The organism is Embleya sp. NBC_00888 (assembly GCF_045207655.1).
In the GTDB taxonomy this organism is placed as follows: domain Bacteria; phylum Actinomycetota; class Actinomycetes; order Streptomycetales; family Streptomycetaceae; genus Embleya.
The window spans coordinates 4,142,808-4,158,267 of sequence record NZ_CP108785.1; the positions used below are offsets into that span (position 1 = coordinate 4,142,808).

12 protein-coding genes are annotated in these 15,460 nt (G+C 70.7%); 7 read left to right on the top strand and 5 right to left on the bottom strand.

From position 1 onward, the window contains the following. Positions 1-249: 249 nt before the first annotated feature. The 5 genes from OG948_RS52315 to OG948_RS52335 form a co-directional block, all read right to left on the bottom strand. Positions 250-837 (bottom strand): type 1 glutamine amidotransferase domain-containing protein, encoded by a 588-nt coding sequence (locus OG948_RS52315; protein WP_331772134.1) that lies wholly within the window; start codon positions 835-837, stop codon positions 250-252. A 147-nt stretch (positions 838-984) separates the two neighbouring features. Then, complete coding sequence (locus OG948_RS52320) at positions 985-1,299, bottom strand: DUF6479 family protein (protein WP_331772135.1); 315 nt, start codon at positions 1,297-1,299, stop codon at positions 985-987. After that, positions 1,296-1,718 (bottom strand): isochorismatase family protein, encoded by a 423-nt coding sequence (locus tag OG948_RS52325; RefSeq protein ID WP_406300722.1) that lies wholly within the window; start codon positions 1,716-1,718, stop codon positions 1,296-1,298. The genes OG948_RS52320 and OG948_RS52325 overlap by 4 nt, the downstream gene beginning before the upstream one ends. Further along, complete coding sequence (locus OG948_RS52330; RefSeq protein ID WP_406300724.1) at positions 1,658-2,245, bottom strand: carboxylesterase family protein; 588 nt, start codon at positions 2,243-2,245, stop codon at positions 1,658-1,660. The genes OG948_RS52325 and OG948_RS52330 overlap by 61 nt, the downstream gene beginning before the upstream one ends. Before the next feature lie 138 nt (positions 2,246-2,383). Beyond that, positions 2,384-2,935 carry a cutinase family protein gene (locus tag OG948_RS52335; protein ID WP_406300725.1) on the bottom strand — a complete coding sequence of 184 codons (552 nt, stop codon included), beginning with the start codon at positions 2,933-2,935 and terminating at the stop codon, positions 2,384-2,386. 16 nt (positions 2,936-2,951) lie between these two features. On the opposite strand from OG948_RS52335, the gene OG948_RS52340 reads away from it, so the two are divergent. The 7 genes from OG948_RS52340 to OG948_RS52370 all read left to right on the top strand — a co-directional run bounded on the left by OG948_RS52340 (position 2,952) and on the right by OG948_RS52370 (position 15,344). Next, positions 2,952-3,134 (top strand): hypothetical protein, encoded by a 183-nt coding sequence (locus OG948_RS52340; RefSeq protein ID WP_406300726.1) that lies wholly within the window; start codon positions 2,952-2,954, stop codon positions 3,132-3,134. 507 nt (positions 3,135-3,641) lie between these two features. Further along, positions 3,642-4,253 (top strand): TetR/AcrR family transcriptional regulator C-terminal domain-containing protein, encoded by a 612-nt coding sequence (locus OG948_RS52345; protein WP_406300727.1) that lies wholly within the window; start codon positions 3,642-3,644, stop codon positions 4,251-4,253. A 682-nt stretch (positions 4,254-4,935) separates the two neighbouring features. Then, entirely contained in the window at positions 4,936-5,811 is an 876-nt protein-coding gene (locus tag OG948_RS52350; protein WP_331772138.1) for an alpha/beta hydrolase, read from the top strand. Between the two features lie 520 nt (positions 5,812-6,331). Then, the gene (locus tag OG948_RS52355; protein ID WP_331772139.1) at positions 6,332-8,587 is read left to right on the top strand and encodes an ATP-binding protein; all 2,256 of its coding nucleotides are present in this window, start codon (positions 6,332-6,334) and stop codon (positions 8,585-8,587) included. Positions 8,588-8,589: 2 nt separating this feature from the next. After that, the gene (locus tag OG948_RS52360) at positions 8,590-11,403 is read left to right on the top strand and encodes an ABC transporter permease subunit (RefSeq protein WP_331772140.1); all 2,814 of its coding nucleotides are present in this window, start codon (positions 8,590-8,592) and stop codon (positions 11,401-11,403) included. Positions 11,404-11,485: 82 nt separating this feature from the next. Further along, positions 11,486-12,793, top strand: a complete 1,308-nt coding sequence (locus OG948_RS52365; protein ID WP_331772141.1) for an ABC transporter substrate-binding protein — start codon at positions 11,486-11,488, stop codon at positions 12,791-12,793. A gap of 88 nt (positions 12,794-12,881) precedes the next feature. Further along, positions 12,882-15,344, top strand: a complete 2,463-nt coding sequence (locus OG948_RS52370; RefSeq protein WP_331772142.1) for a glycoside hydrolase family 3 C-terminal domain-containing protein — start codon at positions 12,882-12,884, stop codon at positions 15,342-15,344. Positions 15,345-15,460 lie beyond the last annotated feature (116 nt).

The following is a 15,460-nucleotide window of genomic DNA, read 5'->3' on the forward strand; positions in this document are numbered from 1 at the left end:
GCCGTCGCCGTCGCCGTCGCGTTCGCGTTCGCCGTTGGGCTTGCCTCGCCCTCGCTCCGCGGCTCCGGGGCTCCGAGGCCCGCAGGTCAAGCTGATTCGCCTCCCGGGGAGCGTGGGGTTTCGGACGCTGCGGACATGCGGATGGCGCCCCATCCCGCCGAGCGGGGGGAGCGCCATCGATTGGTTCGGTGGTCGGTGGTCGGTGGTTCGAAAGCCGGACGTCGCGGGTGCCGGGAGGTGGTTCGCGGGTCACACCTGGCGAGTCGACCCGAGGCCGGACATCGTCAGGGCCGCGTCGATCTGGTGCACGAAGTCCTTGAGGTCATCGGGCGTGCGGGAGGTGATCAGTACATAGTCGCCCGTGTCGTCCCGCACGACCGGCTCGTCGAGCCAACGGCCGCCGGCGTTGCGGATGTCCGTCTCGACGGACGCGTACGAGGTCAGCGTGCGGTCGCGTACGACGTCGGCCTCGACCAGCATCCACGGACCGTGGCAGATGGCCGCGACGGGGCGGCCCGAGGTGGTGAAGGAGCGGACGATCCCGACGGCGGTGTCGTTCAGGCGCAACGAGTCGGCGTTGAGCGTGCCGCCAGGCACGAGCAGGAGGTCGTAGCCGGAGGGGTCCGCGTCGGACAGGGTGAGCGTCGGCTCGACGCTCACGCCCGGATCCTTGTCGCCGACGAGGGTCCGGATCGGTTCCGCCGACGGTGCCGCGATGTCGACTCGGGCACCGGATTCGCGGAGACGGCGGACCGGGACGACCAGTTCGTCCTGCTCCACGCCGTAGTTGGTGACGATCGCCAGGATGCGTCGGCCGGTCAGGTCGCTGTCGTTCATCGGGGTTGGCCCTTCGGTTCGCGGTTCACGGCAAGGGGAAGCGGGCCGCCGATCGGTTGTGTCGGCGACCCACCGCCCCTGCTGCCCACACGTATTGTCGACAAACGTCGCGTTCGCAGTCGAATCGCACCAAGTCGGGTGTTCCCGTCAGATGCCGCCCCGGTCTTCCCTATGCGGATCGGCCGCCCGGGAACCGAGATTGCCGAAACCGGGCATGTCGTGCGGGCCCCTCCGGTGCCCGTCCCGGGGCATCTCGGCGGACTCCCGCCGCCCGCCCCCGGTCGGCGCCTCGGACGCGGTGGTGGGAATTCCCTGCGGAGGCGCGGGCGGCGGCCGGCGCCGGCGGCGCACCCCGCTGACCACGGGAATGATGAGCAGGACGGCGATCAGGAGTGCGGCGGGGATGGCCACCGCGGCCACGGTTCCCGCCGAGGCCGATTCGAGCTGAGCCAGAGCGATCATGTGCAAACCGCTACCCCGACTTGTACCGGTGATGCTTCGGCGGATGGGGCCGCGCACGCGCGACCCCATCCGCCGTGGTGGACCCGCGCCGGGCGCGGCGAGGGTGGTGTTCGGCGGTTCGGCGTGTGGTGGGCGGCCATGTGTCGAAGGTCGAGGCGGCGCCACGGGCGGATGTCGGCGTGCATGGCGCGTTCCATCATGCGGAAGGCGGCTCGGGCGAGGTCGGCGTCGATCCGCGCGACCGCGTCCTGTGCCACCACGACCCGGAAGTGTCGGAGGTGGGCATCGAGCGCGGAAGACAACACACGCTGCTGGGCGACCTGGCCGCACAGGACGACCCGACCCAAGCGCTGTCGGTTCAACAGGTACTCCAGCGGCGTCTGGTAGCGGATTGCATGCCGAGCCTCGACCGCGAACAACAGTCGACCGCCGGCTCAGGCGTTGGCCTGGAATTCGTCCCGGGTACGAAAGCGCCGGACGGGTGCACCGGCAGCGGTGCGCTCGCCTTGCCCGCCGCGGCCCGGGGAGCCAATGTCACCGCGGCCGACGTCGCCCGCAGGGCGACCGTTGTTTCGGACGGGCCGCTCCTGGTGGAAGGCAGTCGTGGAGCCGGAGTCCCGGCCACCGAACCATGGTGCGAGGCAAGGTGCCACGCCGCGGCTGTCGAACGGATCGACACGTCCAAGGCGAGGTGAAGGGTCGTCCCGTGCAGACCGGGAATCAGCCTCCTCGGCACAACGAAGTCCGGCCTTGCCAAGCTGGTTTGCATCACGCGCGACCAGTTCCAAGCGGCTGCGCACAGGAGTTGCCGTACCGGGTCGCAGTCCTTGACCCCGTGCCAGTCGGCAGCGGGTCTCGGTGTCTGCCGGCGCAGGTCGCCGGTGGGCGGCCGGGCGTAGGGGATGCCAGGGAACCGGCGGCCCTCGCCGGTGACTTGGCCGCGCACTCAGCCGTTCCGGGCGCCGACCGGGACGGCCGACACGGATGGGTCGGTCCTCGCGGCGGTCGGCGGCCATCGCGGCATGCCCGGCGACTGGGCCTCCCGGCGGTGCGGAGGCCCGGCGGACGGCACGCTTGGCGTCGGTCAGACCCGTGCCGCGATGAAGTCCGCGGCAGGGAGGCTGTGTTCGGGTTGGGAGTAGGACAGGTGGGCGGCCGAGTCGACGCCGCCGCCGCAGGCGGGGTCGCCTGTGGCGCAGTCGTCGAGGGTACGGGCCTGGTAGGTGCCGGTGATCGTGGTCGGCTTGTACAGCGGCAGTCCGCGCTGCGGGCTGCCGTAGAGCACGAGCGCCGCGACCCGGGGTGCGATGTTCGCCGGGATGACGGCGACGATGGGCGCGCCGGTGAGGGATCCGAGGCTGCTGACGCCGACGGAGTTGGACACGACGTTGGCACCCTGCGAGTAACCGACCGCCACGAACCTCTGGTTCGGACAGGCGGCGGCCTGGGCTTCGATGTGCCGGACGAGGTCCCAGTTGCCGAGGGACACGGACCAGGGCTGAAGGCCGGCGGGGTAGTTCACGCGGTAGTACGAGACCGTCTTGGAGCCGCCGAGGCGGGTGTCGAGTGCGGAGACGAGGGCGTCGTAGACGGGGTCGGAGTCGGGCGGGTCGGACACGCCGAACTGCGTGCCCATGGCGTAGGTTGCGTCTATGTCGGCGCACGAGCCGGCGGCAGCCGAGGCCGTGCCGGACGTGACGGTGAGGGTGCTTGCCGCCGTCACCGCGGCGATTGCCATCGCGGCGAATTTGGCGGCGGTACGGGTTCGTGACATGGAGGGGCCTTTCGATAAGGCGCCGAACGAACCGGCGCATGCCGGTGTACCGGAACAATGAACCGGCGCCTGCCGGTGTACCGGAACCTGAAGATCCAGCGGCCCCTGCACGGGGGCATCGATGCATCGGTGGCATCGCGGCCACGCCGCTGAATCGAGTCAGCTCGGGTTTTGTACCACTGGGTAACAAAGGTTGCAAGCAGAACCGATCGGGTGGAGCCATGCGCGTCGGCGGCCACCGCTCGTCGATACCCGCGCACGAACCGCATCGTCCGGGCGCCGCCGACGGGCGTGCGGAGCCGGGGTCGAACTCGCGGACGGCCGCAGGGAATTACTCGTAGGGGCTCCGACCGGCGGGTCTGCCGGCCACGGCTGTTCGCGGCGGTCGCCCGGCCGCGCGGCGCCCGATCGCCCGCCCGTGGAAGAATCTCACCGAAGATTCCCACTCGCGGTGCGCCGGTGGCGGCTGCCCCGGAGATTTGCGGGAGAACACATTGCGGGAGGTCGGAGCATGAACGGCGGCCGACGTGGACGTGGACGGCCGGCGCGTATCGACCGCGACCGCATCGTGCAGGCGGCCCTGGAGTTGGACGCGGCCGGCGAGCCCTTGAGCATGAAGGCCGTGGCCGACCGTCTGGGGGTGCACGCGCCGAATCTCTACCACCACGTGGGCGACCGCGATTCGCTGGCGGCGCTGGTGGCAGCGGCGCGGATCGAGCGCGTACTCGACGAGTCGTGGATGCCCGCGCCGGACGCGGACTGGCGCACCTGGTTGCGAGCGTTCGCCCACGCCACCCGCGACGCGTCGTTGACCCTGCCGGGGCATGCGGAGTACTTCGCGTTCAGCGGACCGGCCGGGCGGCAGCAGTTGGACCAGATCGAGCGGCTGCACGAGGTCTTGGTGGACGCGGGCTTCGACCCGGTCGTCGCGGGGCGGTGCGTGACGCTGATCGGCGAGTTGGTACACATCAACGTTCGCTCGGTCTTCATGCTGCGCGCCCAAGGGCAGGAGCCGCATCGCGCGACGATCAGCGAGATTCTGCGCGATGAGCCGGACGCGCTGCCGCTGATGCGCGCCGCGGGCCATGGCGACTACGACCCGGACGCGCAGTTCGCCTTCGACCTGGACGCGGTGCTCGCCGGCCTGGCGCCCTCGCCTGTTGGTCCCGGTCGGGGTTGAATCGCGGGGCCTCTTCGGGTGGTCCGGGTGCTTTGGTGTCCTCACCTGTTGGTCCCGGTCGGGGTTGAATCGCAGGGCCTCATCGGGTGGTCCGGGTGCTTTGGTGTCCTCACCTGTCGGCCCCGGCCGGAGCTGAATCGCGTGGCCTCATCGGTGGTCCGGGCGCTTTGGTGCCCTCCCCTGTCGTCCTCGGTCGGGGTTGAATCGGGTGGCCCCACCGGGCGGCTCAGCCACTTCGCCGTCCTTGCCTGTTGACCCCGGCCGGGGTTGGACAGGGCGGCCCATCGCGTGGCTCGAGCGTGCTTGGCGCCCTCGCCTATCGCTCCCGGTCGGGGTAGGACCGGGTGGTCCGGGCCTCTTTGGCGCCCTCGCCCGTCGGCTCCGGGTGGGTCGACCCGCGTGGCCCCACCGCGTGGCGGGTCTCTTCGGCGCCCTCGCCCGTCGACCCCGGTCGGAGCTGAACCGGACGGCGTCATCGGGCGGTCCGGGCCTCTTCGGTGCCCTCGCCCGTCGACCCCGGCCGAAGCTGAACCGGGCGACCCCACCGGGCGGCCTGAGCCTCGTCGACGTGTGGGCTGAGTCTTCCCTTGCACTTTCGGTGGTTCTACACTCGGCGCCTCCCGGCCGCTGACTCGTTTCAGCGTCGTTTCCGAAGCCACGTTTGTCAGATCGAGGAGTGTCCATGGCCACCGTTGCCGACCCATCGCTCTACCCGACCCCGCTGCCCGAGTCCGCCCGGCGGATCGAACTGCGCACGACCGGTGGGCCGCTGGCGGCCCTGGAGATCACGCCGCCGGAAGGCGTCGAGACGAGGGGCACCGCGGTACTGGTGCCCGGGTTCAGCGGTTCGAAGGAAGACTTCCTGCCGATGCTGGAGCCGTTGGCCGCCGAGGGCTATCGCGTCGTGTCGTACGACCAGCGCGGCCAGTTCCAGTCACCCGGCCCGACCCGGTGGCGGGATTACGACGTGACCGCCTTCGCGGCCGAACTGGCCGAGGTCATCGCGGCCGTCGACACCGCGCCGGTGCACCTGCTGGGACACAGCTTCGGCGGGATCGTGGCGCAGCGCGCCGTGGCCGACGCGCCGGCGAGCGTGCGGAGCCTGACGCTGCTCGGCACAGGTCCGGGCAACACCGAGTTCGCGGGCGCGAAGATGGTCGGGCCGCTGGTGTGGATCCTGCGGATCGGCGGGACGTCGCTGTTGTGGATGCTCATGCGCGGCCAACTGAGGAAGGCCGGACTCGCGCACGGCTCCCAGGTGTGGCTGAAGCACCGGCTCGTCCACACGCACAAGGCGAACCTGATCGGGATCATCCGCACGATGTTGGGAGAGCCGTCGCGGGTGGCGGCGTTGGCGCAAACGGATGTGCGCTTCCTGGTGATGTGCGGCGAGAACGACATGCCGTGGACGCCCGCGACGCAGGCGAAGATGGCCCGGGACCTGAACGCGCGGCACGTGGTGATCGCCGACGCGGGGCACACGCCGAACGAGGAACGACCGGAGGAGACCGCGAAGGCGCTGGCGGACTTCTGGGTTTCGGTGGACGTGGAGAGCTGAGCGACAGCGACCCACCCGGCCGACCACGGCGACAGATCCCCGCAGCCCCGCCCACACGGTGATCCTCCGGACGCCGACCCGCCGACCCGCCGACCCGCGACCCGCCCGGCCACCTCGGGCGCAGTCGACCGCACGCCCTTCAGGCGCCAAGGCCTGCAGGGCGCTTCGCGTACGGCCGTGATGGTTCGGCATTTCGGCATGCCCCCGATCGCGGTGCCGCGCCCGAACGGCCCCGAGAAGTCCTCCCCTCCAGGGTCTGGACATTTATTTAATCTCGAATAAACAATTGGGCTCCGCACCGGGAGACGTCACGGCCGCATACGCGCGGTCGGGGGTGTCACGCCTGCGGGTTCGTCTGTGTGGTGACCGTTCCGAGCCGCGAAGGATGCCCGATGCGTACGACCTTCCTTCCCCCCGCGCCTGATCCGTCCCACGGGCGGCACGGCCGGCGATCGCGTCATCCGGCGCGGCCGCAGGCGGCGGCTCGGCGCAACCGGACCGCGCGGTACGGGTGTTGCCGGTGAGCGGCACGGTGGACGACGCCACCACGGACGATGCCGGCGAGGCGTTCGCGCCGCGGAGCGAACAGCGCCGCTCCGCCGCGGGCCTGGCCGCCGAACTCGTCGATGCCGAGGCGGAACGTACCCAGGCGGCCGAGGCCGAACGTGAGGTGCTGTTCGCCGACGATCTGTTGCCCGGAGTGGGCGGCGAGCAGCTGACCCTCCGCCGGGGCCTGGCCGCGGGTGGTTCGGCGACGTTCCTGACGCTGATGGCGCTTTCCGCGTTCGACGAGCTGGAGACCGCGACGTTGGGCGTGCTGGCCCCGGACATCCGCGACTCGTTCGGGATGAGCGACGGCGCGATCGTGTTCCTGTCGGCGGCGTCGGGCGCGTTCCTGGTGCTCGGTGCGCTCCCGATGGGCTGGCTGGCGGACCGGTACCGGCGCGGCAAGGTCGCGGGATGGGCCGGACTGGCCTTCGCCGCCTTCGTGTTCGCGTGCGGTTTGGCGGCGAACGTATTCCTGATGTTCCTCGCCCGGCTGGGCGTCGGGGTGGCCAAGGCGAGCACCTTGCCGGTGCACGGCTCGCTGAACGCGGACACCTACCCCATCGGGGTACGTGGCCGCATCGCCGCGGCGACCGGTATGGCGGGCCGCCTCGCCGGGGTACTGAGCCCGCTGGTGGTCGGCGGGATCGCCGCGCTCGCCGGCGGCGACGACGGCTGGCGCTGGGCGTTCTTCGTCCTGGGCATCCCCACCGCGCTCGTGGCGCTGTACGCCTTCCGGCTGCCCGAACCCCCGCGCGGACAGCACGAGATGAAGGCGGTGCTCGGCGAGGTCATCACCCACGACAAGCCGATGCCGATCTCGATCGAGGCGGCGTTCGCCCGGTTGATGCGCATCCGTACCACCAAGACGGTCATCCTGGCGTTCGCCGCGATGGGCTTCGGCCTGTTCACCGGGCCGGTGCTGACGAACCTGTGGATGGAGGACCACTTCGGGCTCGGCACGTTCGAACGCGGGGTGTACGGCACCCTCGGCGGCCTGGGCGTGCCGGCCGTCCTGCCGTTCGTCGGCCCGCGCTACGACCGGCTCTACCGCACCGACCCGGCGCGCGCCCTGAAGCTGGTCGGCTACCTGATCCTGCCGGTGGCGGCGCTGACGCCGGCGCAGTGGTTCATGCCGACCGCGCCCGCGTTCGTCATCGCACAGATGTTGCCGCTGGTCCTGCTGTCCGCGGCGTTCGCGATGATCGGCCCGGTCATGCAGTCCGTGTCCCCCTACCAACTGCGCGGATTGGGCACGGCGCTCGCGGCGATCTACATCTTCTTCATCGGCGCGACCGGCGGCTCGCTGCTGTCGGCGCTCATCCTGGACTCGTACGACGCGCGCGCGGCGGCACTGGTCATCGGCGTCCCGGCGACGCTGGTGGGCAGCCTGATGCTGATCCGCAGCTCCTCGTTCATCAAGAACGACCTCGCCTTGGTCGTCCATGAATTGCGGGAGGAACTCGCGGAGCGGGACCGCCAGGCCCGGGACCCCGAGCAGGTCCCGGTGCTCCAGGTCAACGACATCGACTTCGAATACGGCAACGTGCAGGTGCTGTTCGGCGTCGGATTCGAAGTCCGGCGCGGCGAGGTCCTCGCCCTCCTGGGGACGAACGGCGCCGGCAAGTCCACGATCCTGAAGGCGATCTGCGGCCTGGGAACCCCCTCTCGCGGCGTGGTCCGGCTGAACGGGAAGACCATCACGTATGTCTCGCCCGAACAGCGCGGCCGGTACGGCATCCGCCTGCTGCCCGGCGGCAAGGGCACCTTCCCCGGCATGACCGTGGCGGAGAACCTGGAGATGGCCGCGTTCCAGCTCCGCGATCGGGACCGGGCCCACCGCGACGCCCGACTCGCCTACGTGCTGGACGTGTTCCCCGACATGAACGACCGCCTCGCGCAGCGGGCGGGCAGCATGTCCGGCGGCCAGCAGCAGCAACTCGCCCTCGCCATGGTGCTGATGCACGACCCCGAGGTGCTGCTCATCGACGAACTCTCGCTCGGCCTCGCCCCCGTCGTGATCCAGGACCTGCTCGCGGTGATCGAGCGCCTCAAGGCGGACGGCCTGACGATGATCATCGTCGAGCAGTCCCTGAATGTGGCGCTGGCGATCGCCGACCGGGCGGTCTTCCTGGAGAAGGGGCAGGTCCGGTTCACCGGTGATGCCCGTGAACTCGCCGAGCGCGACGACCTCGCCCGCGCGGTGTTCCTCGGCAAGGACGGTGGCTGACCATGATCGAACTCACCCGGCAGCTCGCCTTCGACGGCGTCGTCAACGGCATGGTCGTCGGCCTGCTCGCGATGGGCATCGTGCTCGTCCACCGCTCCACCCGCATCGTCAACTTCGCGGTCGCCAACATGGGCCTGGTCGGCTCGGCGCTGTTCGCGCTGCTGAATCTCCGCTACGACGTGCCGTTCTGGATCGCGCTGGCCGTCTCCCTCGTCGTCGGCACCGCGTTCGGCGCGGTCGTCGACCTCGTCGTGGTCCGACGCCTGTTCGCCGCCCCCCGCGTGATCCTGCTGGTCGCCACGATCGGCGTCGCCCAACTGGCGCTGGTGATCGTCATGGCCTATCCGGAGGTGGACGCCGCCAACACGTATCCGGTGTGGTCCACGTCGAAGTGGAGTCCCGCCGGCGTAGAGGTCACCGCGACCCAGCTCGCGGTGCTCGTCGTCGTCCCGCTCGTCGCCGTCGCGCTCGGCTGGTTCCTGGCCCGTACCGTGCTCGGCAAGACGGTCAAGGCCTCGGCGGACAACCCGGATCTGGCCAGGCTCAACGGCATCAGCCCCAAGGCCGTCTCCACCGCGGTGTGGGCGATCGCCGGGCTCGTCGCGACGATCTGCCTGATCCTCATCTCCGGCCGCACCGGATCGGTCGGTTCCCCCGCGGTACTGGGCATGACCACCCTGATGAGGGCGCTGGCGGCCGCGGTGATCGCCCGCATGGTCTCCTTCCGGGTCGCCCTGGTCGCCGGGGTGGTCCTCGGACTCCTCGAATCCGTCGTCCAGTTCAACTGGATCGATCGGCCCGGCCTGACCGACATGGTCGTCTTCGCGCTCGTCCTCGTCGCGGTGTTCGTCGTGGGGCGCGGTCGGGACACCGAGGCGTCGACGTTCTCCTTCGCGCCCAAGGTCCGGGCGATCCCGGTACGCCTGCAAGAGCTGTGGTGGGTGCGCAACCTGGAGCGGTTCGGCCTGATGTTCCTCGGGCTGATCGCGGTCGTCGTGCCGCTGCTCGTCACACAGCCGTCCAAGCAACTGCTCTACACGACCATCCTGGCGTACGCGATCTGCGCCGCGTCGGTCACCGTGCTCACCGGCTGGGCCGGGCAACTCTCGCTCGGGCAGATGGCGTTCGCCGGGATCGGCGCGCTCACCGCGGCATCGCTCTCGCGCGGACTGCGGCTGGACCTCGGCGGCGGCAACGTCCTGGTGGTCCAGCGCCTGACCTTCCCCACCGCCGTGTGCGCCGCGGCGCTGCTGACCGCGGCGCTCGCCGCCGTGATCGGCGCCGGCGCACTGCGGGTGCGGGGACTGCTCCTGGCGGTCAGCACGCTCGCGTTCGCGGTCGCCTGCGAGCAGTGGGTCTACACCCAGGACGTCTTCCACGACAGTCCGACGCAGACCGCCGCGTCCTTCCCGCGCACCGACGTCTTCGGGATCGACGTCACGTCGCAACGCTCCTACTACTACGTGGTGCTGGCCGTGCTCGCGGCCGTGCTCGTGATCACCGGCAGGCTGCACCGCACGGGCGTGGGCCGGACCACGATCGGGGTACGCGACAACCCGGCGACCGCGTCCGCCTACACCGTGCCCGCGGCCCGGGTGAAACTGCGGGCGTTCGCCCTGGCGGGAGGCGTCGCCGGGATCGGCGGGGCGCTGCTCGCGGGCGCGCTCCAGACGGTGCCCTACAGCGACGCGTACTTCCGCAGCGCGGACTCCCTCACGCTGGTATCCGTCGTCGTCATCGGCGGACTCGGCGCCACCTCGGGGCCGGTATGGGGATCGCTGTGGGTGATCGGCCTGCCCGCCGTCTTCCCCGGCAACTCCATCGTGCCGCTGCTCGCCTCCAGCCTCGGCCTGCTGATGCTGCTGCTGTACTTCCCCGGCGGTCTGGTCCAGATCGGCTACGCGATGCGCGATGCCGTGCTCTCCTGGGCGGAACGACGTCTGGGCCCGGCACCCGCGAAGACCGTCGGTGCCATCCCCACGTCGCTCACCCGCACGGAGCGCGCACCGCTGCCCGACGGGAAGCCGGTGCTGGCGACCTCGAACATCCGCGTCAGGTTCGGCGGCGTCAGCGCCGTCGACGGCGTGGCGATCGAGGTCATGCCGAACGAGATCGTCGGCCTGATCGGCACCAACGGCGCCGGCAAGTCCACGCTGATGAACGCCATCGGCGGGTTCGTCCCCGCCACCGGCACCATCGAACTCCTCGGCCGGGACGTGTCCACACTGGCGCCCGCGCGCCGCGCGTCCGTCGGCCTGGGTCGCACCTTCCAGGCCGCGACGCTCTTTCCCGAGCTCACGGTCACCGAGACCGTGCAGATCGCCCTGGAGGCGCGCGGGCGTACCGGACTGCTGTCGTCCGCGCTGTGGCTGCCCAAATCCCTGAAGGGGGAGCGCGCCAAGAAGGCCCATGCGCACGACCTCATCGACTTCCTGGGCCTCGGCCGATACGCCAACGCGTTCATCGGCGACCTGTCCACCGGCACCCGGCGAATCGTCGAACTCGCCGGCCTGCTCGCGCTCGACGCCCGTGTCCTGTGCCTGGACGAGCCGACCGCCGGTGTCGCACAGCGCGAGACGGAGGCGTTCGGCCCGCTCATCGTGGAGATCCGGCGTGAACTCGGCGCGTCCATGCTGATCATCGAGCACGACATGCCGCTGATCATGGGGATCAGCGACCGCGTGTACTGCCTGGAGACCGGCCGCGTCATCGCCGCCGGCGCGCCCTCCGCCGTGCGCAACAACCCGAAGGTCGTCGCGAGTTACCTCGGCACCGACGAACGCGCCATCGAACGCAGCGACCCCGTGCCCACCTGAGCCGGTCCCGCCGCCTGTCAGACCCCGTCTTCTTGTGCTTTGCCCTCCAGTTGTGCCCCGCCCTTCGAAAGGACTCCCCGGCATGACCTCCACCAGACGTATCCGTCCGACCGCCCGACGCGCCACCTCGATTCTGGCCGCGTTGTGCGTGGCGGCAGCCGCGGCGGGTTGCACCGTCGAGGACAAGAAGTCGCCCACCACCCCCTCGGGTTCGAACGCTCCGGCCATCCCGGCAGTGGCGCCGGGGGTCACCGCGGACAGCATCAAGATCGGCGTCGTCTACCCCGACTTCGCCGCGCTCAAGCCGTTCGTCAATCTCGACGCGGGTGACTTCGAGGTCGCCTACAAGGCGCTGATCGCCAAGCTCAACGCCGCGGGCGGGATCAACGGCCGCAAGATCGTCCCGGTGTTCGCGAAGATCAACCTGCTGGCTCCGGCCTCCGCGCAGGAGACCTGTGTGAAGCTCACCGAGGACGAGAAGGTCTTCGCGGTCCTGGGCATGCTGCCCATCGCCGACCAGACCTCGTGCTACGTCCAGACCCACAAGACCGCGCTGATCGGCGGGGCCATGCCGGCCGCGCTGTACGCCCAGGCCCAGGCACCCTGGTTCACCGACATCGACGGCGACGCCTCCGCCAAGGCCGTCGACGCGCTCGCGGCGCACGGCGACCTGAAGGACCGGAAGGTCGCCGTCGTCGCCGATACCCAGGGGCAGACGGACGCCGAGAACATCCTCCTGCCCGCGCTCAAGCGCTACGGCGTCACGCCCGTCGCCACCGGATACCTCGGGTCGACCGTCGGCGACCCGGCCGCAACCCTGCAACAGGGCACCGTCCTCCTGCAGAAGGCCCGGACCGCGGGCGCCGACACGATCCTGCTGACCGGCGGCGCGGCCTCGCAGATACCGGCGATGCTGGAGAAGTCGGACTGGCGGCCGCGCCTGCTGTTCAGCCTCAACCCCTCGGGCTACACGCAGGACAAGGGCCGGCACGACTTCGGCACGCTCACCGGTTCGGTGGTGGTCAACCCCGTTCTGGACTGGACGGAACCGCAGATCGTGGACTGCGTGCACACCGTCGAGCAGGCCGACCCCTCGCTCACCGGCAAGCTCGTCGACCCCACCACCGTTGCCCCCGGCCTGCCGACGCTGGGTGGGTCCGTCCAGACGGCCTGCATCAACCTCTCCCTGTTCAAGTCGATCGCCGGGAAGGCCGGCAAGGACCTGAACTACAACAGCTTCCAGCAGGCCGGGTTCGGCCTCGGGAAGTACCGCCTGCCCAACTACCGGGACGACGCGACGTACGCACAGCAGACGCCGAGCGGCGCGCTCCCCTTCCGGGTGCAGGCGTACGAGCCGGGCACCAACCGCTTCATCGCGGTGCCGTCCTGATCGCTCGGCCGCTTGCTCCCCTGATCGTTCGGCTGACTGTTCCGCAGCAGCAGGGCAAGGCACCGACACGCATGCCATGGAGTCGAACATGAACCACCTCATCCCGCCGGACCCGGCCGACGCCCACGACCTGACCGCCCTGCTGGGCCGGCTCACCCTCGAAGACAAGGTGCGTCTGGTCGCCGGCCACGACATGTGGTCGCTGGCCGAACTGCCCGGGATCGGCCTGCGCGCGCTGCGCATGTCCGACGGCCCGGCAGGAGTGCGCGGCACCGGCATGGGCGAGCACGAGACCTCGCTGCTGTTCCCGTGCCCCTCCGCGACCGCGGCCACCTGGGATCCGGAGACGGCACGCCGGGTGGGCCGGCTGATGGGCACGCAGGCCCTGGACAAGGACGTCCACGTCCTGCTGGCACCGACCGTGAACATGCACCGCACCCCGTTGGGCGGACGGCACTTCGAGTGCTACTCCGAGGACCCGCTGCTCACCGCGCGGACCGCCGTCGCGTTCGTCGAGGGCGTCCAGTCGACCGGAGTCGCCGCGACGATCAAGCACTTCGTCGCGAACGACTCCGAGGACGAACGCATGTCCTACGACAGCCGCGTCGGCGAGCGCGCGCTGCGCGAGGTCTACCTCGCGCCGTTCGAGGCGGCGGTCCGCGAGGCCCGGGCGTGGCTGGTGATGTCGGCGTACAACTCGGTCAACGGCGCGTCGATGACCGAGAACTCCCGGTTGCAGAACGACGTCCTCAAGGACGAGTGGGGCTTCGACGGCGTGGTGGTCTCCGACTGGACGGCGGTCCGCTCCACCGAGCCCGCGGTCGTCGGAGGCACCGACGTCGCCATGCCGGGCCCCACCGCGCAGTGGCTCGAACCACTTGTCGAGGCGGTCCGGGCCGGCCGGGTCGAGGAGGCCGTCCTGGACGACAAGGTGCTGCGCGTCCTACGGCTCGCCGCCCGTGTCGGTGTGCTCGAGGAGGAAGTCGCGCGAAGCCACACGTGCACTCCGGCGGACGCGACAGCGCAACTGCGCGCGGTTGCGGCCCGCGCCATGGTGCTGCTGGAGAACGGTGCCCGGGCGCTTCCCCTGGACGCCTCGGCGCTGCGCCGGGTCGCCCTGATCGGCCCGAACGCGGTACGCGTGTCCGCCCAGGGCGGCGGCTCCGCGCACGTCAACCCCGAGCACATCGTCGGGATCCCCGAGGGACTGCGAGCCGCCCTCGGTCCCGACGTCGAACTGATGGTACGGTCCGGCGCGTTCACCCACCGGTACCTCCCCGCGCTGCCCCGCGACGCCATCGTCGACCCGACCACCGGCGACCCCGGCGTCGGCCTGGAATACCGGGCCGCCGACGGCATCGTGCTGGACACCACCGTGCGCCTCGACCCCGGCATGGTCTTCTGGCCGGGCACCTTGGTCGAGGGCACCACCGCCGTGGTGATGCGCACCAGACTCACCCCGGTCGTGGACGGGACCCACCTGATCGATGTCGTCGGCGCGGGTGCGTTCACGCTCACGGTCGACGGTGTGTCCCACGAGATCCATTCGGCCGCCGAGAGCGCCGACATGGGCGCGATGCTGCTGCGCCCGCCGCTGCGGCGCCTGGACGTCGACGCGCGGGCCGGCGTGCCCGTCGACATCGAACTGGTCTTCCACAGCGTCGTCGAAACGATGTTCGGCAAGATCGGCATGGGCTGGGGCGCCCCGCGGCTGTCCGACGACGAGGAACTCATCGAGGCGATCGCCGACGCCGCCGCGGCCGATGTCGCGATCGTCGTCGTGGGCACCACCGACGACATCGAATCCGAATCCTTCGATCGCAGCAACCTGGCGCTGCCCGGCCGTACCGACGAACTGGTGACCAGGATCGCCGAGGCCAACCCGAACACCATCGTCGTCGTCAACGCGGGTGCACCGGTTCTCATGCCGTGGCGCGATCGGGTGGCCGCGGTGCTGTGGGCGTGGCTACCCGGCCAGGAAGGCGGCGCGGCACTGGCCGACGTCCTGACCGGCGAGGTCGAACCGGGCGGCCGGCTGCCCTCGACGTTCCCGGCCGAGGAGGAGCACGTCCCGCTGCTGTCGACGAAGGTCGTCGACGGCGGAATCGACTACACCGAAGGCCACACCATCGGCTACCGCCTGTGGGCACGGCACGGCACCAAGCCCGCCTATCCCTTCGGCTACGGACTCGGCTACACCGACTGGCGCTACGACGACGCCGAGGTCGAAGGCGATGCCGACCAGGGCCTGACCATCGACGTCACACTCACCAACGCCGGCACGCGCGACGGCCGCGAAGTGGTGCAGGTGTATCTGGAACCCGCGGACGGCACGTTGTTCGGCGCACCCGAACCACTTCGGCTGATCGGCTTCACCGCCGTGGACGTCCCCGCCGGTGCCACCGAGGCCGTCCGCGTCCACGTCACACCGCGGACCCTCGAGCGCTGGGACACCGAGGCGAACGCCTGGACCACGGTGCCCGGCACCTACCGACTGGCCATCGGCAGGCACGCCGCCGACCCGCACATCACCACCACATTCACCCTCTGATGCTCCGGCGGTGGTTGCACCACCGCCGGCACCGAGCCGGGGCTCGTGCGCGAGCAGGGCGACCGCACGCCGGTGTGGATGCCGTGGGGGGCCGCCGTCGGGGCAGCCGTCGCGGC